Source organism: Acinetobacter baretiae (genome assembly GCF_015627105.1).
Classification (GTDB): domain Bacteria; phylum Pseudomonadota; class Gammaproteobacteria; order Pseudomonadales; family Moraxellaceae; genus Acinetobacter; species Acinetobacter baretiae.
In genome coordinates this window covers 38,093-61,367 of the sequence record NZ_VTDM01000003.1, presented here as the reverse complement: position 1 = coordinate 61,367, position 23,275 = coordinate 38,093, and the positions used below count along the sequence as shown (strand labels likewise).

The 23,275-nt window shown below is 37.9% G+C and carries 23 protein-coding genes and 1 CRISPR repeat array; of the genes, 21 read left to right on the top strand and 2 right to left on the bottom strand.

Going from position 1 to position 23,275, the window contains the following annotated elements; translation table 11 throughout:
• From cas7fv to cas6f, 3 genes are all read left to right on the top strand, one after another.
• Positions 1–559, top strand: a 559-nt coding sequence (gene cas7fv, locus I2F17_RS01745) for a type I-Fv CRISPR-associated protein Cas7fv (RefSeq protein WP_235985899.1), incomplete at its 5' end; no start/stop codon positions are given.
• A 12-nt stretch (positions 560–571) separates the two neighbouring features.
• Complete coding sequence (cas5fv, locus tag I2F17_RS01740) at positions 572–1,594, top strand: type I-Fv CRISPR-associated protein Cas5fv (RefSeq protein WP_196423076.1); 1,023 nt, start codon at positions 572–574, stop codon at positions 1,592–1,594.
• Between the two features lie 9 nt (positions 1,595–1,603).
• A complete protein-coding gene (gene cas6f / locus I2F17_RS01735) occupies positions 1,604–2,215 on the top strand; it encodes a type I-F CRISPR-associated endoribonuclease Cas6/Csy4 (protein ID WP_211138945.1) in 612 nt (203 codons plus the stop codon).
• 130 nt (positions 2,216–2,345) lie between these two features.
• A CRISPR array of direct repeats spans positions 2,346–2,735; the repeat unit is 30 nt; unit sequence TGTTCACTGCCGCATAGGCAGCTTAGAAGT.
• 444 nt (positions 2,736–3,179) lie between these two features.
• On the opposite strand, the gene I2F17_RS01730 is transcribed toward cas6f, so the two are convergent.
• Positions 3,180–4,511, bottom strand: coding sequence for a peptidylprolyl isomerase (locus I2F17_RS01730; protein ID WP_211138944.1), 1,332 nt, complete (start codon positions 4,509–4,511; stop codon positions 3,180–3,182).
• Positions 4,511–6,943, bottom strand: coding sequence for an LPS-assembly protein LptD (locus tag I2F17_RS01725; protein WP_211138943.1), 2,433 nt, complete (start codon positions 6,941–6,943; stop codon positions 4,511–4,513). The genes I2F17_RS01730 and I2F17_RS01725 overlap by 1 nt, the downstream gene beginning before the upstream one ends.
• A 120-nt stretch (positions 6,944–7,063) precedes the next feature.
• On the opposite strand from I2F17_RS01725, the gene I2F17_RS01720 reads away from it, so the two are divergent.
• From I2F17_RS01720 to rpsA, 18 genes are all read left to right on the top strand, one after another.
• Complete coding sequence (locus I2F17_RS01720) at positions 7,064–8,071, top strand: aminoglycoside phosphotransferase family protein (RefSeq protein WP_211138942.1); 1,008 nt, start codon at positions 7,064–7,066, stop codon at positions 8,069–8,071.
• Positions 8,072–8,074: 3 nt separating this feature from the next.
• The gene (murU, locus tag I2F17_RS01715) at positions 8,075–8,749 is read left to right on the top strand and encodes an N-acetylmuramate alpha-1-phosphate uridylyltransferase MurU (RefSeq protein ID WP_211138941.1); all 675 of its coding nucleotides are present in this window, start codon (positions 8,075–8,077) and stop codon (positions 8,747–8,749) included.
• An 82-nt stretch (positions 8,750–8,831) separates the two neighbouring features.
• Positions 8,832–9,470 (top strand): 16S rRNA (guanine(527)-N(7))-methyltransferase RsmG, encoded by a 639-nt coding sequence (gene rsmG, locus I2F17_RS01710; protein ID WP_211138940.1) that lies wholly within the window; start codon positions 8,832–8,834, stop codon positions 9,468–9,470.
• An 11-nt stretch (positions 9,471–9,481) separates the two neighbouring features.
• On the top strand, positions 9,482–10,252 hold the full coding sequence (locus tag I2F17_RS01705; protein ID WP_211138939.1) for a ParA family protein: 771 nt from the start codon (positions 9,482–9,484) through the stop codon (positions 10,250–10,252).
• Positions 10,253–10,255: 3 nt separating this feature from the next.
• Entirely contained in the window at positions 10,256–11,143 is an 888-nt protein-coding gene (locus I2F17_RS01700) for a ParB/RepB/Spo0J family partition protein (protein ID WP_211138938.1), read from the top strand.
• Positions 11,144–11,318: 175 nt separating this feature from the next.
• Positions 11,319–13,043 (top strand): lipid A export permease/ATP-binding protein MsbA, encoded by a 1,725-nt coding sequence (msbA, locus tag I2F17_RS01695; RefSeq protein ID WP_196423067.1) that lies wholly within the window; start codon positions 11,319–11,321, stop codon positions 13,041–13,043.
• A gap of 3 nt (positions 13,044–13,046) precedes the next feature.
• On the top strand, positions 13,047–14,057 hold the full coding sequence (gene lpxK / locus I2F17_RS01690) for a tetraacyldisaccharide 4'-kinase (RefSeq protein ID WP_211138937.1): 1,011 nt from the start codon (positions 13,047–13,049) through the stop codon (positions 14,055–14,057).
• A gap of 8 nt (positions 14,058–14,065) precedes the next feature.
• Positions 14,066–14,824, top strand: coding sequence for a 3-deoxy-manno-octulosonate cytidylyltransferase (kdsB, locus tag I2F17_RS01685; RefSeq protein WP_211138936.1), 759 nt, complete (start codon positions 14,066–14,068; stop codon positions 14,822–14,824).
• A 15-nt stretch (positions 14,825–14,839) separates the two neighbouring features.
• On the top strand, positions 14,840–15,826 hold the full coding sequence (locus I2F17_RS01680; RefSeq protein WP_211138935.1) for a DNA polymerase III subunit delta': 987 nt from the start codon (positions 14,840–14,842) through the stop codon (positions 15,824–15,826).
• A gap of 32 nt (positions 15,827–15,858) precedes the next feature.
• Entirely contained in the window at positions 15,859–16,203 is a 345-nt protein-coding gene (locus tag I2F17_RS01675) for a PilZ domain-containing protein (RefSeq protein ID WP_196423063.1), read from the top strand.
• 12 nt (positions 16,204–16,215) lie between these two features.
• Positions 16,216–16,992: a TatD family hydrolase gene (locus I2F17_RS01670; protein WP_211138934.1), complete on the top strand. Its 777-nt coding sequence runs from the start codon at positions 16,216–16,218 to the stop codon at positions 16,990–16,992.
• A 20-nt stretch (positions 16,993–17,012) separates the two neighbouring features.
• The gene (locus I2F17_RS01665) at positions 17,013–17,615 is read left to right on the top strand and encodes a TetR/AcrR family transcriptional regulator (RefSeq protein ID WP_196423061.1); all 603 of its coding nucleotides are present in this window, start codon (positions 17,013–17,015) and stop codon (positions 17,613–17,615) included.
• Between the two features lie 98 nt (positions 17,616–17,713).
• A complete protein-coding gene (locus I2F17_RS01660; RefSeq protein WP_211138933.1) occupies positions 17,714–18,310 on the top strand; it encodes a 6-pyruvoyl trahydropterin synthase family protein in 597 nt (198 codons plus the stop codon).
• Between the two features lie 23 nt (positions 18,311–18,333).
• On the top strand, positions 18,334–19,047 hold the full coding sequence (gene ung / locus I2F17_RS01655) for a uracil-DNA glycosylase (RefSeq protein WP_196423059.1): 714 nt from the start codon (positions 18,334–18,336) through the stop codon (positions 19,045–19,047).
• Complete coding sequence (locus I2F17_RS01650; protein ID WP_211138932.1) at positions 19,044–20,162, top strand: enoyl-CoA hydratase/isomerase family protein; 1,119 nt, start codon at positions 19,044–19,046, stop codon at positions 20,160–20,162. The genes ung and I2F17_RS01650 overlap by 4 nt, the downstream gene beginning before the upstream one ends.
• Positions 20,159–20,665 (top strand): tRNA adenosine(34) deaminase TadA, encoded by a 507-nt coding sequence (tadA, locus tag I2F17_RS01645; RefSeq protein ID WP_211138931.1) that lies wholly within the window; start codon positions 20,159–20,161, stop codon positions 20,663–20,665. The genes I2F17_RS01650 and tadA overlap by 4 nt, the downstream gene beginning before the upstream one ends.
• Positions 20,666–20,675: 10 nt before the next feature.
• The gene (gene cmk, locus I2F17_RS01640) at positions 20,676–21,350 is read left to right on the top strand and encodes a (d)CMP kinase (protein WP_211138930.1); all 675 of its coding nucleotides are present in this window, start codon (positions 20,676–20,678) and stop codon (positions 21,348–21,350) included.
• A 108-nt stretch (positions 21,351–21,458) separates the two neighbouring features.
• On the top strand, positions 21,459–23,138 hold the full coding sequence (rpsA, locus tag I2F17_RS01635; protein WP_196423055.1) for a 30S ribosomal protein S1: 1,680 nt from the start codon (positions 21,459–21,461) through the stop codon (positions 23,136–23,138).
• Positions 23,139–23,275: the final 137 nt, after the last annotated feature.

Below are 23,275 nucleotides of genomic sequence, written 5' to 3'. Positions count from 1 at the left end.
TCCTTTGTTACTTGAAGATTTTGTAGATCAGTTACATAACGGTAATTTTGAACAATTTGGGCAGGCTGGTGAGCGTGATAGTTCATCATTCTTTTCTAAAACCACGTTTGGTGACACAGAATATATTTCTTATGGGTCTATAAGTATAGAACAATTAGCATTTATTTCTTTAGATAATAAATTTGACCGTGCCGCAATGGTTATTAAGGATAATCAAGGTCAACAGGTCGCGCAATCCGTGCAAGATTTTATTCAGTCCCTTGCCCCAGAGCGTGCACCTAAAGCCATTTTTCATACAAACTATGTACGTAAAGGCACTATATATCAAGAGGGTGAGGTGGGTATTTTATTGGATCAAGAAGCAGTTGATATTTTAGTGAAAACAGCGCTAGAGATGATTGCTCATTTATCTATTCGTCAGGCGAAAGGCTATATGTATGTCGACAGTATTGAGGTTGATTATAATGATAGCAATAAAATGATGCGAATCAAACGTAGTCCCAATGAAGTTTCACCTGAAGCCAATACAACATATGCAGTTTATTTTTCAGCAAAATAAGTTGAGAATACTATGAGAATAATCATTGACTATGAGTCTTCATGGCGAAACTCTTTCTTAGATGGCAGTAACGATAAACCTTTACCGAAAAAAGGGCGTAACTTTATTGCATCTATGACCGAGTTAAAAAAGCCTGAAAATTTTCATCAAAGAGTTGTCACTAAAAATACAGTCATGGGTATTTTGAGTCGCTTGATTGGTGATCAACGTAAACTATATGATGCACGTCAAAGCGAACATTATTATTTTGCAGATAAAGAACAATTGATTACATTTAAAGATAAACCGCATGTGATTAATCATGAAATTGCTTATATTCGTAATATGAAAGGAAGTACTGATCAAAATTCATTTACAGGTATGATTAATGTGAATGATCCTGTCTTTTTATCGGAATATTCTAAGGAATTTTGGGGTGTTTTGGGGTTGAATGTTGAACAGCTATGTGATTTTATTTTAGAGGGTAGGTGTGTTAACCAAATGCATGTGGAAAAACAAATTATCCTTGATCCAATTTCAATTTTAAGTCGCTTGGGTGATATAGCTAAAATGAAACCCATTCTTGCAGACAATCGAGTTGTACAAGCATCTGAAACACTAACAGCATTATTTGATAAATATAAGCCATTTAACTCAAAAGGATTGCAGCTTCTTTTACCGATGTATTGTTCAGCGCTGTATTTACAGCTCAAATACTTAGAAAGTAAATATGATATGTCTAGTGCAAAATCTAAAATGGGAGGGATTAGTGGTATTTCAAATAATGGGTTTACTGCGAAAGATTTTATGGATAAATATACCACAGGTGCTAAAAAACTCATTTACGGTAACCCTTATATTTATGAGGAGTTTGTTAAGGGCGAAGGTAAAGTTAAGCATAATCTTACTAAAGCGAGTGGACAGCTTGAAATTAGCTTAGATATTTCAACCGACACAGCAAAAGAGCTCAAAAATCTGATAGATCACTCAGGTGTTTCGAGCTTTTATTTAGGTAAAAAAGGGCTAGCTTATGTATCTGCAATGCATTTGAACTAAGGGGTAATAATGAATTATTATATAGAGTTAACCTTAATGGATGGCCCGGAATTTTTATGGTTTGAGCTTTGGTCAAAACTGTATACACAGTTGCATATTGCTTTTACCGAGCATAAAAATGAACAAGAAAAAGTCCCTTTTGGTCTTTCATTCCCACAATACCGACTCAATGAGAAAAAGAAGATATGGCTTTTAGGTGCAAAAGTTCGTATTTTTGCTCAAACAGAAAATGAGCTATATCAACTTAACCTTGGAAAATGGCTAGAGAGATTAACTGATTATGTGCATATAACACAAATCAGAAAAGTGCCAAAAGATAAAATTACGGGATATTCAAATTATTATCGCATTAACCGAAAAATGGACTTAGAGAAAAGGATTAAGCATCAAGCAATCCGCCGAAATATATCTATAAGTGAGGCGCAGCAACACTTTAAACAGTATATTGAACAGCTTAATCAAGTGCCTTATATAAACTTAAAAAGTTTGAGTGCTCAGCGTAAGTATAATGTAGATCAGTTTTATCAATTACATATTGGTAAAAGCATTGTTACCGAACCAAAAATTGGAGGGTTTGGAACATATGGGCTAAGTAGAAGTTGTACGGTACCTGAGTTTTAACCCAATATTTTTTGACTCTTTAATAGATTAATAAAATCAATAAGTTGTAATAGTGAGTTTGAATTTTGGTCTATTTATAGGTTTAAGGTTTAACTTATTGTTATCGCTTTATTTTTTATGATATATTTCCTGTTCACTGCCGCATAGGCAGCTTAGAAGTCCCTTTTCATATCGTAAATTGTTTCCTCTGTGTTCACTGCCGCATAGGCAGCTTAGAAGTAATTCTAATTTTACCTCTAGTTTGCGCTTCTGTTCACTGCCGCATAGGCAGCTTAGAAGTGTAATCGTACGCCCTTCTTTGTGCTGCTCATGTTCACTGCCGCATAGGCAGCTTAGAAGAATTGATTAGCACACTTCGACCAGATGCACGAGTTCACTGCCGCATAGGCAGCTTAGAAGACAGCGTCACTTGTTTGCAAACAAGCTTTCAAGTTCACTGCCGCATAGGCAGCTTAGAAGTGCATTTGCGATCAAACGATCACAAACGGACTGTTCACTGCCGCATAGGCAGCTTAGAAGTAAGTTTGTAGCATCTAATTCATACAGTGTAAGTTCACTGCCGCATATGCTGTACTGGGGGTGTTTGCAGTTGGCTTATTCGACTGTAAAACTAATTCAAATATATTTAATTCTAGGTAAAGCATTTACTTACGCTTAAGTTGCCCACATACAGTATCTTCAACTCTTTATAAACGAATGGATATATAAGAGGTATTAAAAGACATGGTTGAGTTAAGAAAAGAGGGGTAGAAAGACTGTATCAATCAACGTTTTTTTAGATATTTTTTATACTTGTATAAATAATTAGGTTATTTGAATCTATATGCATTAAAAAATTCTGCCAAAGCATCAATATTTTGCTATTCAAGTTGAACAATATCGACAACCATTTTTTCCTGTAGTGCATTATTATTTTAAAAGGTAAAAATCGCCCTAGTGAAGAGCGATTTTTTAAGTGAATCAATTAAGGAGTTGTATTACTGATGGTTGCTTTGCGATCTAAGCTAGGATCTTTAATTTTAACATAAGTATTTGCGCGTAATTCACGTAGCCAACCATCAAGTTCAGTATCAAATTGTTGCTCACCTAAATATTGTCGAGCAAGGCGACGTTGATAATCTTTGGTCATATCTTGTTTGCGTGTCCCTAATACTTCCAATATATGCCAACCAAAAGAACTTTGGAAAGGTTGACTAATTTGTCCAACGGGTGTGTTTTTCATCTGTTCTTCAAATTGAGGAACCATTGTTCCTAAGTTAACCCAGCCTAAATCACCACCATCTGCTGCTGATCCTGGGTCATTGGAAAATACAGAAGCCAATACGGAAAAGCTTTCACCTGCTTTTAGGCGTTTGTAAATACTATCTATTTTTTGTTTGGTTTGCTCAGCACTTAATACTTCAGATGGCTGAATAAGAATATGTCGAACATGATATTGATCAACGATCACTTTTTGGTCACTTGCTTTACGGTCAAGTAATTTTAAAATATGTAAGCCATCTGCCGCAGGAATAATTTCTGTGGTTTGTCCAGCTTGAATCACGGCTGCACGTGCGGCAAGTTCAGCAGGAATATCTGCAAGATTACGATATCCCATATCTGCGCCATCGACCTTAATGGTATTGCTTGAAAATTGCTTACTAATGGCAGCTACATCATTGGACTGTGCTAATGCCATTTTTACGTCATTGGCAGTCTTGTTGAGTTGCTCTGTATTCCCATCTGTTGATGCAACACGTAAGTGAATGAGGTGGGCTTGACTACCAATAGCAGCTTGTCCTTGAGGTGTATTTAAAAAGTTATCAATATCTTGATCGCTAATACGGATACGTGACATCACTTGTTGTTGACGTAGTGTATTAATCGCCAATTCTTGGGCAATACGTTTTTGTACAATTTGGTAAGCACCAGGGTATTGTGCATCTAGACGCTTTTGAAAGGCATCTAAGCTTGGGGCACCTTGTTGAGTTGCATATTGTAAAACAGCCGCATTCAACTCACTTTCTGTAGGTTGAATATTATATTTTCTCACTAATTCAAGCTGTGCTTGATGTACAATAATATTGCTTAATGCTTGTTGTTGTAATGTTTTTTCATCTGGAATAGCTTGATTTTTTGCCTGTAACTGCTGTTTTAAACCATCTGTGATTTGGTCTAAGTCACTTTTCAAAATTGCACTATCGCCAACAACAGCAACAACTTCATCACTTGTTGCTGCAAAAACAGGCACTGAGCTGGAAATAAAAAGTGCAAGTGTTGTCGCTTTAAAAAATTGTTTAAGTTGTTGGTTCATCATTAAGGTTGTGTCCAAGTTTGGTTAGATTTGTTAAAACCAGTGATTCTTTGCTCTAATAAAGAGGCAAGTCGGTTATTTAATGCGCCTAAGCCTTTGAGTGTAAACTCAGCCATAATCGCATTTGTTCTTTTGGTAGATGAGTTTTTGATGTCATCTAAGTCATTAAAATATGAACGACCGTAAACTGAAACTGCCCAGCAGCATGATTCATAATTTACACCAAGTAAATATTCACGAGCAATATGGTTATCAATGTCGTATTGTACGTGCCCAATAATACGCCAATCATTTTTTACAGGTTGTATTAAAGATGCAACCACTTGATCGTAGGTTTGCTGTGTATTGTTAATACTCTTTCGCTTATAATAGCCTAAGTTGTAAATTTGTCCTGTATTTGCAAAGTAGTATGTTTGAAAGTTCGCTTGCGAGATCTTTTTACCATTGAAAGCAATATTTGAGCTAATGGTGAAGCTGTTAGAAAGTTGACTAGATAATGCCAAAATAGGGTCAGAGTTTTTCTCAGTTTGTATCTTGTCGTCAGGGTTTAATAATACTTTACGATCTGAGAAATAAAAACTTTGCCCAACAGCTGCTTTAAGTCGTTCTAAACCTTTTTGATCAAAAAGACTATAGCTTACGCCTAACGACATAAAATTATTATCATCTAAACGGTCGTGTCCATAAAAACGGTATGGATTAAACAATTGATCATAACTGAGTGACGGTGTTGTGGTGTCGAAATTTGGATAATCTGTTTGGTTCTTATACGGTGCATATGTATAAAATAAACGTGGTGTTAGAGTTTGTAAATACTTGCCTTGCTTTTCAAAATTGAGGCCAGTGTCTAACGTAAATTGTGGGACTACGACATTCTTATTTTTACTACCGCCAGGATTATTCAGTTGAGCATCTTGGTCATAAAAGTAATTTAAAGAGCGAACTGAAACTTCAGGAATAAAGAAACTCCAAGGTGTACGGTAGTTGTAGCGTGTCGCAACTGAGTTGTAAATTCGTGTGCCGCTGTCTTCTAGAGCACTATTGTCATTAATGGTTTTTTTGAAATACGCCGTGTCGTTATGGTATTCAAATTGCCAACCTTGTGGGTTTGTTGTTTTATAGTTGAGTAAAAATTGTGGTAAACGAGCATATGGCTTGTCTTTATCTTTAATCGTTTTATCTAATGTTTGGTAACTTTCGACTTTAAAGCTCGCATCTAAACCTTCAATTGCACGTGCAAAATTAATTTGAAAGAGTCGTTTTTGGTTGAGATCTGTGGTGATATTTGGATCGTTGTCTAAGTCGTATAAATAGTCAATATCTGATAAATAGTTATATTCAAGATAGGTAGAAAAATATGGGTTGATGTCCCAATCATGTTTAATTTCGAGTGAGTCACGGTCTTTATTGCCATATGACTTATCATTGGGTAAATACCCTGCATTAATACTACCACGACCAAAATATTGAGTTTTAAAATTAAATTTACTCTCAATCATCGCTCCATGCTCCTCTAGGTAGCGTGGTGTAATGGTAGCATCGTAATTAGGTGCAAGATTAAGATAAACAGGCAGACCAAATTGTATTCCCGAGTTACTAGACCAACCAAAGCTTGGAGTGAGTAATCCTGTTGTTCTACGGTCATCGATAGGGAAGTTGTAATAAGGCAACGCCATGACAGGAACGTCTTTAATATACAGGCGAGTGTCTCTTGTTGTACCACGACCTGTATCTTGATTCAGCTCAATTTTCTTGGCTTTGATATGCCAATCTGGGCTATGAGTAGGTGCACATGTGGTGTATGTTGCATTTTCTAAGACAATTTGATTGGGTGTGGTACGCACAATACGCTGTGCATAGCCATGTGCATGATTGAGCTCAGAAATATAATAACTATTTTCTAATTCACCTGTTTGTTTTTGTAGATTATAACGAATACTTTCACTTTGTGAAACCAAACCATTTTGTGCCATTTGTACATTACCTTGAGCATAGGCAATGGTTTGTGTTTGGTCGAGGGTCAGTTTTTGTGCTTTTACTTGACGACCTTCTTGGTCAATCATGACATTGCCTTCGAGCACTGAGTCGCCCTTGGGGTTATAATGGGCGTAGTCTGCACTGACATGCGTTTCACTGTCTTGGATGGCTTTTGCGGTTGTGTTGGTGGCCACAGGAGTAATCCATGCCCCTTGACAATAGTTACTGTATTGCGGGTTAGATGGGCGCTTTTCGACACTAATATCATTTTTATTAATATAGTACTGATCAAAAAAAGCTTGGCCGCTATTGGCCTGTGCTAACTGTTGTTTTAGCTGTTGATTATTTAGCGTAGAGGGAACGTTAGTCGATTCAGCATAGCTTGATTGTATAGACCCACCACACAAAAGTGCTAAAATCGCAGTTGCTAAAGGATTAAATTTGAACTGTTGCTTCATTTGCTTCATTAACCAAGTATGCTTTTTTGCAATTAATTATTCATCCATCATAGAGAAAAAGTACATAAGTAGCTACACTTATGACTCTAAAAAGTTTGACTGTGGTCGATTATTTTACAAATGAATATACAGCGTGAACAACAAATTAAAGTATGGTTAACCAACATCTTTGGTTCAGACCAATTTGAAATCAGTTATTTAGCAGGTGATGCAAGTTTTAGACGCTATGCTCGAGTAAAACAAAACAACAAAACATTTATGTTAATGGATGCACCCCCAGAAAAAGAAGATTGTGAACCCTTTGTACGCATTGCTGAATTTTTGGCGACCCATACGGTGCGGGTGCCACGCATTGAGGCTCAATCATTAAAGAATGGTTTATTATTGCTTGAAGATTTTGGTGATGTCGTTCTAGCACATCAGCTAAATGAGCAGACGGTGCAAAAGTATTATACACAATGTTTTGTACAGTTAAGTGAGCTACAACAAATTAATGCAACATCGCATTTGCCACATTATAGTCATGATAAGCTCATGGCAGAAATGAAATTGTTTACTGAATGGTTTTTACCATCATTGCAATTAGATATAACGCAGGAGCAAGCACAAATCATACATCAAACATTTGAAATGTTGGCTAAGAATGCATTGGCTCAACCTCAAGTGATTGTTCATCGAGATTTTCATAGCCGTAACCTAATGGTGTTGGAAAATGAAACCACATTAGGTGTAATTGACTTTCAAGATGCTGTGATTGGTGCAGATACCTATGATCTGATTTCATTGGTGAGAGATGCATATATACAATGGCCAATTGAGCAAGTAAATATGTGGATTGGGCAGTTTTATCAGCAATTACCCAATTCACATAAACAACATCGTGATCTTGCGCAGTTTAAAAAAGATGCAGACTTTATGGCATTGCAACGTCATATCAAAATTTTAGGTATTTTTGTGCGTTTGTTTGAGCGTGATGGAAAAATAAACTATTTAAAAGATTTGCCACTTGTGATGTGGTATGTACTTGAGCAAAGCAAACACTATGCAGAGTTAAATGATTTCCATCAATTATTCATCGAAAAAGTTTACCCTGCATTTGAAAAAAATATGTGCGATAAAGGAGGCTGAATAATGAAAGCAATGATTTTGGCGGCAGGTTTGGGCACTCGTATGCGTCCATTGACGTTACACACGCCAAAACCTTTACTGAAAGTGGGGGGGAAACCACTCATTGTTTGGCATATTGAAAACTTAAAACGTGCAGGAATTACAGAAATTGTGATTAATACAGCATGGCTTCCTGATACTTTGCATCAAGCTTTGGGCGATGGTCGTGCATTTGGGGTTCATATTACATGGTCAGATGAACCAGAGGGTTTAGAAACAGCAGGTGGAATAATACGTGCCTTACCTATGTTGGGTAAAGAGAACTTTGTTTTAGTTAATGGTGATGTGTGGACAGATTTTGAGTTTAAACATTTATTGAATGTTCAGCTTGAAAATGCCCTTGCACACCTGTTGCTTGTAGATAATCCACCTCAGCACCAAAAGGGTGATTTTGTTTTAACGGATGGTTTTGCCCACTGTATTGACGAATTACAGTTACCCACGCTGACCTATAGTGGGATCGCTGTATTATCACCACAATTATTTGCGGGGCTGAGTGAAGGTAAAAGGCCACTTGCGCCTTTGCTAAAAATGGCGATGCAAACACATCAGGTGCGTGCTCAGAAGCTTTTAGGACAGTGGGTAGATGTGGGTACACCAGCGCGTTTGGCAGATTTAGACCAGCGCTTAAGCTTGTAATTGCATACTTGCTAACCAGTATACGCTATGATTGAAAAGATAAATCGGTATACTTCGTGTAAATTAAATGAGAGATTGACTTATGCATCTGTTTTTTCAAACGCTCAAGCAAGGCACGAAAGCACTTGGCTTGACACTCAGCGATGAGACGTTGAATGTATTGTTAAAATATCAAGATGCATTGGTGCTTTGGAATAAAGCATATAATTTAACGGCTATTCGTGAGCCGAAAGATATGTTGGTTAAGCATTTGCTAGACAGCTTAAGCATTTTAACTCAACTGCCTGAAGGTCGAATGTTGGATGTTGGCACAGGTGGTGGTATGCCAGGAATGATTGTTGCGCTGTGTCAACCCACTCGTGAATGTGTGTTGCTCGATTCAAATGGTAAAAAAATCCGCTTTTTAAAACAATTCATTGCAGATTTGAAGCTAAATAATGTTACAGCAGTACAAACACGCGTTGAAGATGTTGAAATGATTTCCCAACTTGGTCAGTTTGATGTGTTAACAAGCCGTGCATTTGCTTCATTATCAGACTTTGTACAGGCCTCTCAACCCTATATGCATAAAAATAGTGTGATTTGTGCAATGAAAGGGCAGGTGCCTACCGATGAAATTGAGGTGTTGATGCCTAAGTTTGATATCAAAACCATTGCACTTCAGGTACCTCATTTAAATGAACAACGTCATTTAGTTATTTTAGAACAAAAGCAAGGGTAGGGTTGTATTGTATGGCTCAGGTGATTGCAATTGCAAATCAAAAAGGTGGTGTCGGTAAAACAACCACAGCAGTCAACTTGGCAGCGTCTTTAGCTGTTTTAAAAAAACGTGTTCTACTGATTGACATGGACCCACAAGGCAATGCGACCATGGGTTCGGGTATTCAAAAAAATGATTTGATTTACTCAATTACAGATGTGTTATTAGGTGAAGCGCCCATTGAAAATGCCATCATGGGCTCCGAAGTAGGCTATAAAGTATTGGCTGCTAACCGAGAGTTGTCAGGTATTGAACTTATTATTGCTGAACAAGATGGCCGAGAATTTATTTTAAAAAATGTTTTAAAACATGTAGATACACTCTTTGATATTATTTTAATTGATTGTGCACCTAGCTTAAGCTTAATTACCATTAATGCAATGGCAGCAGTCAATGGGGTCATTATTCCTATGCAATGTGAATACTATGCATTAGAAGGATTAGCTGATTTAACACAAACGATTGAACGAATTAAGCAGGCCGTGAACCCCAATTTAGAAATTATGGGGGTGGTTCGCACGATGTTTGATGCAAGAAGTGCACTCACACGAGATGTATCAGATGAGTTAAAACGGTATTTTGGTACAACATTGTATGACACTGTGATTCCTCGTAATATTCGACTCGCCGAAGCACCAGCGCATGGCTTACCTGTACTTTACTTTGAAAAAAGTTCAAAAGGTGCAGTGGCTTACCTCAAATTGGCGGCTGAGATCATTAAAAAAAATAAAGTAAAGGAATAGTTTATGGCAGTAAATAAGCGTGGTTTAGCAAAGGGACGTGGTTTAGATGCACTACTTGGTTCAATTCAAAAAGAACGTTTAAGTATTGAGTCACAATCACAAGATCAAGGCCAATTAAAATTGGTTGATGTGAATGTGTTACAACGTGGCACTTATCAGCCACGGCGTACAATTCGTGAAGATGAATTGGTTGATTTGTCTGCATCCATTAAAAAACACGGTGTGATGCAACCCATTGTTGTTCGCCCGATAGAAGGGCAAGAACAACCTTATGAAATTATTGCAGGTGAACGCCGTTGGCGTGCTGCCAAAATGGCAGGGCTGACAGAAATTCCAGCAATTGTGCGAGATTTAAATAATCAGGTTGCTATTGCTTTGGCCCTGATTGAAAACATTCAACGCCAAGATCTTAACCCGATTGATCAAGCTTTAGCATTGCAACGTTTTCATGATGAATTTGGTTTGAGTCATCAAGAAATTGCAGATACTGTAGGAAAAGCTCGTACGACCATTAGTAACTTACTGCGCTTACTTACTTTGCAAGATACTGTGAAAGATTTAATGCAAGAAGGTGTCTTAGATATGGGGCATGCACGTGCAATTTTGACACTTAAAGCCTCAGAGCAAGAAAAAATAGCACAAATTGTGGTCGATAAAAGCTTATCTGTCCGTCAAACTGAGCAATTTGTAAGAGAGCTGAATCAACCCAAGGCTGGCAGGGATTTGGCTAAAAAAACATCGCCAGATATTGAGCAATTAACTCAACAGCTTTCTGATCGATTTAATGCAAGTGTAAAAATTGACCATAATAAACAGGGCAAAGGTAAACTCGTGATTCACTATCATTCTTTAGATGAGCTAGATGGTATTTTAAATATTTGCCTACATTAATATAAGATTTTTGGATGACACGTCTTATATGAAAGATAGATCAGACGTTTTATTTTCGTATGTGCGCTGACTCTGCTAAGATGTGCACCGTGTGAATAACTCAAACGAAAACCTCATAACATGAGTGATTGGTTATGAGTGTACTTCTGTGAGAGTGCCTATTTAGAGGTTATGTGTGAAACAAGATTTTCAAGTTTATTTTCGTCTGATTGCCTATCTTAAACCCTATTGGGGCTATGCGGTTTTAGTACTGATTGGTTTCACACTAAGTGCAGCCACGGAAGTTTCTATTGCTAAATTGCTCGAATTTATTATTAATGCCATTCAAAACAAAAATACTGCACAAACATCTTTATTTCCTTTTTTAATTATTTTACTTATTTTTGTACGTGGTGTTGGTTCATTTTTAGGTGACTATTTTTCTGCAGTGATTTCTCGTAATCTTATTTTTGTGATTCGAGAAGAGGTTTTTGCTAAATTATTACGTTTACCGTCTAACTATTATTTAGAAAACTCAAGCGGTCATATTACATCAAAAGTTTTATTCAATATTGAACAACTTACAGCGGCATCATCTGAATCTGTACAAACTTTATTTAAAGAAGGTTTGATTACACTGGGGCTACTTGGCTACTTACTGTATCAAAATTGGCGTCTAACCTTGGTGATCTTGGTATTTGCCCCTTTGATTGGTTATAGTGTGAGTAAGGCTGCCAAGCGAATGCGCCGTTTATCGACTCAAGTCCAAGACACGATGGGTGATGTCAATCATGTGGTACAAGAATCTATTTTAGGGCAAGCGGTTGTCAAAGGGTATTGTGGACAAGCATTAGAAGAAAAAAGATTACATCACTATTCTATGGCAAACCTAAAGCGTGGTTTAAAACTTTTAGTGGTAAACGTTTTAAATACACCTGTTGTACAGCTGATTATGGCATGTTCTATGGCCATTATTATGTGGCTAGCACTGCGTCCTGAAGTGTTAGGCAATACATCAGCCGCACAATTTGTTTCCTTTATTACTGCCGCAGGCATGTTAAGTAAACCCATCAAAAATTTAACGACTGTCAATGAAAAATTACAACGTGGTTTGGCAGCAGCGCATTCAGTGTTTGAAATTCTTGATTTACCTGAAGAAAAAAATACAGGCACTTTACACCCAAAATTACAAGGTGATATTCGATTTAGCCATGTCGACTTAGTCTATCCAGATGGATCACAGGCCATTTACGACTTTAATTTGAATATTTATGCAGGGCAAACCGTGGCATTGGTGGGTCGTTCGGGGGCGGGTAAGTCATCGTTAGTTAATTTAGTCACTCGTTTTCAAGATGCAAGTCAAGGGGATATTTACTTTGATGGTCATCATATTCACGACATTGAACTTAATTGTTTGCGCCGTCAGGTCGCCATTGTGAATCAACAGGTTTTCTTATTTGATCGAACCATTAAAGAAAACATTGCATATGGCCAACTTGACGATATCAATGATGAAGATGTGGTTTTGGCTGCTAAAATGGCATATATCCACGACTTTATCATGACTTTACCTGAGGGTTACGAAACACGTTTGGGTTCACAAGGGCTCAATTTATCAGGTGGACAGCGTCAACGTTTAGCGATTGCACGGGCCATTTTAAAAAATGCTCCAATTTTAATTTTAGATGAGGCAACAAGCGCATTAGATAATGAGTCTGAATACTTTATTCAGCGTGCTTTTGAAGAAGCAATGAAAGAGCGTACCACTATTGTTATTGCACACCGATTATCGACCATTGAAAATGCAGATCAAATTGTGGTGATGGATCAAGGACGCATTATTGAACAAGGTACACATCAAGAACTTCTTGAACAACGTGGTGCATACTATCAGTTGCATGAGCGTAACTTTGAGGAATAAATGATGGCAGTGGCAAAGCTGATTCAACAGGCTTGGAATAAGCAGTCTCAATGGTTAAAGCTATTGCGTCCTTTGTCTTTGCTATATGGTTATGTATCTGAACATCAAAAACAACAGTACGTTCTTGGAAAAAAAAAGGCCTACACCGCACCTGTTCCTGTCATGATTATTGGTAACATTACTGTGGGGGGCAGTGGTAAAACCCCTTTGCTGATACAGCTTGTTCAATATTTACAGCACCGTGGCGTGAGCGTGGGTGTGATTAGTCGAGGATATGGCGGTAAAGGGCCATTTCCAATGCATGTGACTTCAGAAAGTACGGCATCTATTGTGGGTGATGAGCCTGCATTGATTGTAAGTAGAACACAGGTTCCTATGGTTGTGGGGCCAAATCGAAAGCAAGACATCGAACTTTTATTGTCTAAATATCAGCTTGATTTAATTTTAAGTGACGATGGTTTACAGCATTGGGCGTTAAATAGGCAAATTGAATGGATCGTTATAGATGCAAAACGTGGTTTAGGAAATGAAAAGCTGTTACCAGAAGGATTTTTAAGAGAGCCTAAAAGTCGATTACAAGGCAGTACAGTGATTGAACATGCAGGTACTGAAGCATTTAGAACATCACTCAATATGCATCTGGTGACAGGGCAACCTTATTTACTTAACCCAGCAATGGCAATCGAGCAGACATTTTGTTCAAATCAAAAAATGCATGCAGTCGTTGGTATTGGTTACCCTCAGCGTTTTTATCGCTCATTGGCTGACATTGGAGTAACCCACATTCTTGAACATGAGTTTGTTGATCATCATCATTATACTCATGAGGATTTACAGTTTAACGACCAACTTCCTATGATTACCACGGAAAAAGATGCGATCAAAATCAAAACACTATTACAAGATCATACGATAACATGTCCAATTTGGGTGTTGCCTGTAAATGCAATGCTTTCTGATTCGTGCTATGACGTATTAAAAGCACAACTTGCCTCAGTGCATATTACTATTTAGGTTTTATCATGAAACATATTGTTATTCCTGCTCGTTATGCTAGCTCAAGATTACCCGGTAAACCTTTGTTACTTATACATGGCCGTGCGATGATTCTACGCGTGGTAGATCAAGCGCGAAAAGTGGAAGGTTTTGATGATTTGTGTGTGGCAACAGATGATGTACGCATTGCAACACTCTGTGAGCAAGAAGGCATTGATGTAGTACTGACAAATCCATCCCATCTTTCAGGTACAGATCGTCTGAGTGAAGTTGCACATATCAAAGGGTGGGATGCGCAAGATATCGTGGTCAATATACAAGGTGATGAACCTTTACTGCCTGCAAGTTTAGTGAATCAGGTCACAGAGGTGTTGGTGGAAAACCCACAATGTTCGATGTCTACCTTGTGTGAACCGATTCATTGTATAGATGAGTTTGAAAGAGAAAGTATTGTTAAAGTCGTGATGTCACAACATCGTGAAGCCTTGTATTTTAGCCGTGCAGGTGTTCCTTATTGTCGAGATACCGCAAATGTACCTGATCAGACCCCGCGTGGTTTTCGACATTTAGGTTTATATGCCTATCGTGTACAATTATTAAATGAATATTCTACATGGCAACAGACACCGCTAGAACGTTTAGAATCACTTGAGCAACTGAGAATCTTAGAGCAAGGGCATCGGATTGCCATTGATATTGCTAAGGTAAACTTACCACCTGGTGTAGATACCCAACAAGATTTAGACCGACTTAATGCGTTAAGTCCAGATATATTTTTAGTCTAAGTGGCTTGATTGTTTATGTCAGATCAATTTTTTAAACAGTCCATTGTGTATGCTTGGCAACAAGATACATGGCAACGTCTTACTGCACGTTTTCCAAACATCGGGCATGGTATTTTGCTTTATGGTAAAAAAGGGTCAGGGAAAAAAGATTTTGCCCTACATTTTATTGCTTGGCTATTGTGCCTAGACAAAAAAGAAGAGACAGCATGTGGGGTCTGCACAAGTTGTCAATGGCTAAAATCAGATACACATCCAAATTATGTGCATATTTCAACTGATGATGAGAAAAAATCATCGAATGCTCAAATTAAAATTGATAAAGTTCGTGAGATACAGCCCTTTGTACAACAAACGGTAGAAGGCTGGCGTATTGTATTAATTGAGCCTGCCGAAACGCTAAATACGGCAGCTGCAAATGCTTTACTAAAAACACTAGAAGAACCGGGTGAGCGCACCATTATTATTTTGCTCACAGATCACTTGCTCAAACTTCCTGCAACAATCCGTAGTCGATTACAACGTTACGCTTTAGATCGTATATCTACAGATCTTGCATATCAACATGTCAGTCAAAGTGTGCCAACACTCGATCAAAAACAGATACAATTGCTACTCAATTTAGCATACGACATGCCCTTACGTGCTCTTGAAATAGCACCTCAAGCATGGTTACAACAGCGTAAAAATTTTATTAATGATTGGTTGTCTTTGGTGAAACAAAAAGATGGCCTGATACGCTATGCAACCCAGTGGTCTAAAGCACTGAGCTTTATAGAGCTTTGTCATATGATGCAATATTTAGTTGCAGATCTGATTGCTTTAAAATTAAATCAACAGATTAAAAACATAGATCTTAATTTTTCTGATATTTTACCTTATTATAATTTAGATACTTTATTTAACATCTCTCACAAGCTACAAGATTCCAAAATATACATGCAGCAAAATATACAGAGCAATTTAATGATTGATGCACTGTTTGTGATGCTGTTGGATGTGTAGTGAACTGATCTTGCTGATCTTAAGGAAATATGATGCAAACAATGCAACGAGGCGGTGTATTGCAGGTTAATATTACGGATATTAATGTACTTCAAGCCAGCTATATGCCGTATGTGACAGGGGGCGGTCTTTTTGTACCGTCAGCACAAGTGGTCTCTTTGGGTGAAGATATTTTTCTTTTGGCGACATTGCCAGGTCAAAATCAAAAAATCCCTCTCACAGGTAAAGTCATTTGGATTAACCATGAAGCCACCGATACCAAACCACAAGGCTTTGGTATTCAATTGGCAGGTGAAAAGGGACGTTTGTATCAAGAACAAGCTGAAAAAATGTTGGGAAATCGATTATATAGTCCAGCACCAAGTTATACGATTTAAAAGGAAAGCACTTTGTTTGTAGACAGCCATTGCCATCTTAATTTACTCGATCTGACCCCCTATGAAGGTGATTTAAATTTAGCATTAGCAGAAGCGAGGGCAGCAGGTGTACATCGCTTTATGGCTATTTCAGTCAATATAGATGACCATAAAATACTAGGCGACATTGCCGCATCTCACGCAGATGTTGGCTATAGCGTCGGTGTACATCCTTGTGAATTACCTGAAGTGATGCAAAAAGCATCTGTTGAATACTTGGTACAGCTTGCTCAAAATGAGAAAGTTTGGGCATTGGGAGAAACAGGTCTAGATTATTATCATAGTCAAGAATATGTGGTCGAGCAAAAGGCATGTTTTGCAAGGCATATCGAAGCATCGAAAATAGTTAAAAAACCTGTGGTTGTACATACCCGATCTGCTCGAGAAGATACTGTCGACTTAATACGTAGTGAGCGTTCAGAACACGGAATATTACACTGTTTTACTGAGGATTTAGACACAGCAAAAGCAGTGTTAGACTGTGGATATTATATTTCATTTTCTGGCATTATTTCTTTTAAAAATGCACAAGCATTAAGAGATGTTGCGCGTTATGTGCCTTTAGATCGTTTATTGATTGAAACGGACAGCCCATATCTTGCACCGATGCCATTTCGTGGAAAGAGTAACGAGCCTAAATATGTACCTTATGTTGCACAAGCATTGGCCAGTGTATATGGGAAAACTGTTGAAGAAATTGGTGAATTGACCAGTAAAAATTTTGAACAGTTATTGAAAGCCACTGTTTAAAATAATAAAAGAGGCATGCCATGCAATTAACACATCGTCAAAATAAATTTAAGCAACGAGAAGACTTAATTTTTACAGTGGCAGAGCAGTTGTTAATTGAGCATGGCGATGTTGGTATGACGTTGGAAGAGCTGGCACAAGAGTTAAATATTGCCAAAGGCACACTATATAAACATTTTCACAGTAAAGATGAATTATTTTTGCAACTCATTTTAAGAAATGAATATCTTATTTATGAGTCTATGAAAAATAGTCCTTCTCATTTTGATGCACAGTTAAACTGCTTGATTCATTATCATTTAGATGATGCAGAGCGCACAATTTTGTACCATAATTTAGAAGAAAAGCTGTCTACTATAGGCGGAGGTAATAAACAGTTGTTTCGGAAAATTTATCATATTCGCAAACAAAGACTAAAAAAAATTATTTATACAACAGATGTTTACTTGCGCCAGCAACATTCTAAAATTACAGTGAGAGATTATTTGGCGATAGCATGGTCTCTTATTTTTGGTGGAGCATTATTGTTAAATTCAAGTTTCTATCAGCGCTATTTAGGCTCTAGAGAAACATTAAAAATGAGCTACTTTAAACAAGCACTTGAAATTGCAAATAAAAAATAAATAAACACGATCAATACTATTGATCGGTTAAAAAACACTGCAATATGTTATATTTGATTTATAATCTATAGTCTCCCTTAAATTACACACAAGAGCTTATGTTAATCCGAAAATTATTTAAGTTTGAAAATGCGCATATTGTGCGTAATTGTACTTCAGATCGTTGCAAGCGTTCATTACATGGCCATAGCTACAAAGTCGAGCTTTTGTTAAAAGCCGATGCACTGGATCATGGTCAGATGGTGTATGACTTCGGATTACTCAAAGGTGTAATTAAAGATCTATTTGATAGTTTTGATCATGCCATCTGTTTTTGGAATAAAGATGACTTGGCATATATTCAAGCATGTCAACAATTCAGTGCAAGATGGGTAAGCTTACCTGTTTCACCTTCAGCAGAGCAATTTTCAAGAATCTTTTTCTTTCTTGCACAGCAAGTTTTAAAAAGTACAAAAATGCAAAATGGTGAGGGAAATGTTGACGTTTATTCGGTTATTGTCCATGAAACAGATACAGGCTATGCACAAAGCTTTCTGGAAGACATTAATAATCCTCAGATGGGCATTTTAGCATTAGATCACATTGAATTTTCAGATCAAATACAGGCCGAATGGGCCGATCCAAACACGTATGCAAAACTTAAAAATGGTGAAACATTTCAAAACCCATTGGTAGAGCAACAGGTTAAAATTTAAATATAAAACTAGATGATATCGTAATGCAACTAACTGAAGCCCAACAACAGAAACTTGACCGAGTGCAACTTGATTCTAGTTGGAAAGACAAGCTACAAGATTTTTTACTCAGCTCTAAAATGGATCAACTTCGCGCTTTTTTAACAGCGCAAAAACACGCAGGTAAAGTCGTTTATCCACCGAGTCAACTCATTTTTAATGCATTTCAATTGACACCATTACCTCAGGTGAAAGTCGTCATTTTGGGGCAAGATCCGTATCATGGGCCTAATCAGGCTCATGGTTTGAGTTTTTCAGTACAAAAAGGCGTAGCTGTACCACCTTCATTGCGTAATATTTTTCATGAATTGTCGACAGATCTTTCGATTAAACCGAGTCTGCATGGAGACTTAACACAATGGGCGCAACAAGGTGTATTACTGTTAAATAGCGTTTTAACTGTAGAAGCAGGACAACCTACATCGCATCAAAAACAAGGTTGGGAAGATTTTACAGACCATGTGATCGATGTCATTAATGAGCATACATCAAATGTTGTCTTTATTTTATGGGGTGCTTATGCACAACGTAAAGGACAGCGTGTTGATCGAGAAAAACATCTTGTTCTGACAGCAGCTCATCCATCACCATTGGCAGCAAACCGTGGTGGTTTTTTTGGCTGTAAAGCATTTTCTAAAAGCAATGATTATTTAAAATCTCATCAGATTGCTGAAATAAACTGGCAGTTGAGCCCATGACATATACACATTATCACGCTGATATTAACGTTCAATCTTATAGAAATGGCTGGTTAAGCATACAGCTTGATCGTCCTAATTCCTTGCATGCTTTAGATTTAAGTCTAGTGAATGCATTAATCTCTTTATTTAATGACATTGCTAATGATCAGGCCGTTAAAGCCATTTGGTTCGATTCAAGTACACCAAGAGCATTTTGTGCAGGCGGTGACGTGAGAAAACTACGCCAACAAGTAATTGATGGTGAACAAGATAAAGCCAGTGAGTTTTTTAAACGAGAATATCAGCTTGATTTACTCCTACATTATTATGCAAAACCGATTGTGATATGGGGTGAAGGCTATGTGATGGGGGGAGGTCTCGGGCTCTTTATGGCAGCACCTTTTCGTTTGGTCACACCTGCATCACGCTTGGCTATGCCTGAAATTAATATTGGTTTATATCCAGATGTAGGTGCAACTCGCTTTTTGGCAGATCGGGGAAGAATTGGTTTATTTCTTGGCTTAACAGGCACAATGATGACTGCTTCAGGTGCTTATGCGATTGGTTGGGCAACGCATATCTGTGCCATGAAAAAAGAGCTTGTCTTAAATAGATTAGTGCAAATTTCTTGGCAAGATTATCCTGCAGGCACATTTAGAGCGCTCGATGATGTCCTTCATGGTTTGCATAGACCTGTGAGCGTAGGGCCACTACAAACGGCATTAGATGCCATACATACTGTATGTAATGGACTTAATTTTGAGCAAGACTATGATGCAATTTGTCAGCTCAGTGAAGCACATAGTGACTGGTTACGCCAAGCAGGAGAAAACCTAAAACAAGGTTCACTGGTGACGGCAGCACTAACGTGGTTACTTTGGCAATGGGGCAAACTAGGTCATAGTTGGGCTGATACTTTTGAATTGGAACAACAGATTTCTACATGGAAAATTAATCATGTTGACTTCGCAGAAGGTGTTCGTGCACGTTTAATTGACAAAGATTTGTCACCAAAATGGCAAAAGTCAGAAAATCGCAGTTTGAAAAGTATCTTTAGCCAACAAGCACCGACCACAACCATTGATAGTTGGAATGATTTACTCAGAGATTACGATATTATTGAGAGAATATGACCGCATTAAATGATCAGCTTATATCATTTACAGCACAAGACTTTAAATGGATGCAGTTGGCCTTTGAACAAGCACAACAAGCAGCGATGCAACAAGAAATTCCCGTGGGTGCTGTCATTGTTAGTCAAAATCGAGTCATTGGTTTAGGGGAAAATTGCCCCATTATGCGTTGTGACCCAACAGCACATGCAGAAATTATTGCTATTCGTGATGCCTGTGCACAAATGAATAATTACCGATTGCCTGAAGATGCTACGTTATATGTGACATTAGAGCCTTGCACGATGTGTGTGGGTGCATTAATACATGCCAGAATTCATAAAGTCGTTTTTGCGACAACAGAGAACAAATCTGGATCATTGGTGAGTGCACGGCGTTTGCTCGAAGATGGCTATTATAATCACTATTTTCAAGTGGAATCTGGATGTATGGCAGAAGAATGTGCAATGCAACTGAGCCAATTTTTTAAACAACGTCGTTTGGCAAAGAAAATATTAAAATGAAGGCAAGTGTATGAATATTATTACAATTGACGGTCCAAGTGGTTCTGGTAAAGGAACACTTGCAACAAAATTAGCACAATATTATCAGTATCAATTGTTAGATTCTGGCGCTATTTATCGTTTACTTGGATTAAGCTTGGCACAACAAAATTTACTTACACAGTTAGATGAAAATATCTCTGACGCTGTAAATATTGCCACCCATTTGGATATTGAATTTGTACCTTCAATGCATGGAATCCAAACCTATTTAAATGGTGAAGATGTATCAAAACAGATTCGCAGTGAAGAAGTTGGGCTATTTGCCTCAAAGGTTGCAGCCATTGCTCCACTCAGAGATGCTTTATTAGCACGTCAACGCCAATTTGCAACATCTAAAGGCTTAGTTGCAGATGGACGTGATATGGGTACAGTTGTATTTCCACAAGCACAAGCAAAAATCTATTTAACAGCATCAGCGCAATCTCGTGCAGAAAGAAGATACAAGCAGTTGCAGGGCATGGGGGTTGATGCTAAACTGAGCGCCATTTTAATCAACATCGAAGAACGCGACCGTAGAGACACGCAGCGAGTTGTTGCTCCTCTTAAGCCTGCGTCTGATGCGCTCATTATAGATAGCTCTCATTTATCGATAGATGATGTGTTTAATCAGATGCGCTCGTATATCGATACACAGTTGATTTAACTTATTTTTTGTTTATATGTTGCTCGATCAGTTTTAAAGTAGACAACGTATAAATGTAATTAAACAGGCCTTGACTGATCCAAGACCGCTGAACATATCAGGTATACCATGACCGAATCTTTTGCAGCCCTCTTTGAAGCAAGCGAATTAAATCTTAACGTTGAAAAGGGTGCAGTCATCCAAGGTGTTGTTGTAAACATCGATGCTGACTGGGTAACTGTTGACACTGGCCTTAAATCAGAAGGCGTTGTTGACCGTGCAGAATTCTTAAACGACCAGCGTGAACTAGAAGTTCAAGTTGGTGACACTGTTGATGTTGTTGTTGAAGCACTTGACAACGGTATGGGTCAAACAGTTCTTTCACGTGAAAAAGCAAAACGTGCTGAAACGTGGACTAAACTTGAAAAAATCTTTGAAGACGGCGAAATCGTTACTGGTCTAATCTCTGGTAAAGTAAAAGGCGGTTTCACAGTTGACATCGGTCCAGTACGTGCATTCTTACCAGGTTCTTTGGTTGATACTCGTCCAATCCGTGACACAACTCACCTTGAAGGTAAAGAGTTAGAGTTTAAAGTTATTAAACTTGATGCAAAACGTAACAACGTTGTTGTTTCTCGCCGTGCAGTAATGGAAGCTGAATCTTCTGCTGACCGTGAAGCATTGCTTGCTCAACTTGAAGAAGGCCAAACAGTTACAGGTACAATTAAGAACCTTACAGACTACGGCGCATTTGTTGATCTAGGTGGAATTGATGGTCTTCTACATATCACAGATATGGCTTGGAAACGCATTAAGCACCCTTCAGAAGTAGTAGAAGTTGGTCAAGAAGTGACTGTTAAAGTCCTTAAATTTGATCGCGATCGTAACCGTGTTTCTCTAGGTCTTAAACAACTTGGCGAAGATCCTTGGTTAGCGATCATGAACCGTTACCCTAAAGGTTCTATCGTTAAAGCACGTGTAACTAACTTAACAGACTACGGTTGTTTCGCTGAAATCGCTGAAGGTGTTGAAGGTCTAGTTCACGTTTCTGAAATGGATCATACCAACAAAAACATCCACCCATCTAAAGTTGTTCAGATTGGTGATGAAGTTGAAGTTATGGTTCTAGAAGTAGACGAAGAACGTCGTCGTATTTCTCTTGGTATTAAACAAACTCGTGCTAACCCATGGGAAGAGTTTTCTAAAAACCATGATAAAGGTGAAAAAGTTTCAGGTACGATTAAATCAATCACTGACTTTGGTATCTTTATTGGTTTACCAGGTGGTATCGATGGTCTTGTTCACCTATCTGACATTTCTTGGAATGAACAAGGTGAAGAAGCAATTCGTCGCTACAAAAAAGGTGACACTGTTGAAGCCGTTATCTTATCTGTAGATGCTGAAGGTAACCGTATTAGCCTAGGTATCAAGCAATTAAACAGCGATCCGTTTAATGATTTCTTAGCAACAAACGAACGCGGTGCATTGGTTAAAGGTACTGTTATTGCTGTTGATGCAAAAGCTGCAACAGTAAAACTTGCTGATGAAGTAGAAGCGCAATTAAAAGCTTCTGAAATCAACCGTGATCGCGTTGAAGATGCAACGAAATTCCTAGAAGTTGGTCAGGAAATTGATGCGAAAATCATTAATGTTGACCGCAAATCACGTACAATCAACTTGTCTATTAAAGCAAAAGACGAAGCTGAAGAGCGTGAAGCAGTTGCTAACTTGCGTCAAGCAGCACCTGCTGCTCAAGACAACGGTCCTAAAACGATTGGTGACTTGATTAAAGCACAGCAACAAAAATAGTAAGAAAAAAGTATTAATTAGTGTAACTAATTGATACTTTATATTTAATTACTGTTAACGGTAGTGTAATATTGACTTATTACACTACCGTTTTGTATTTAAACAAGTTATTATCTAATAACTAACAAATAAAAGTC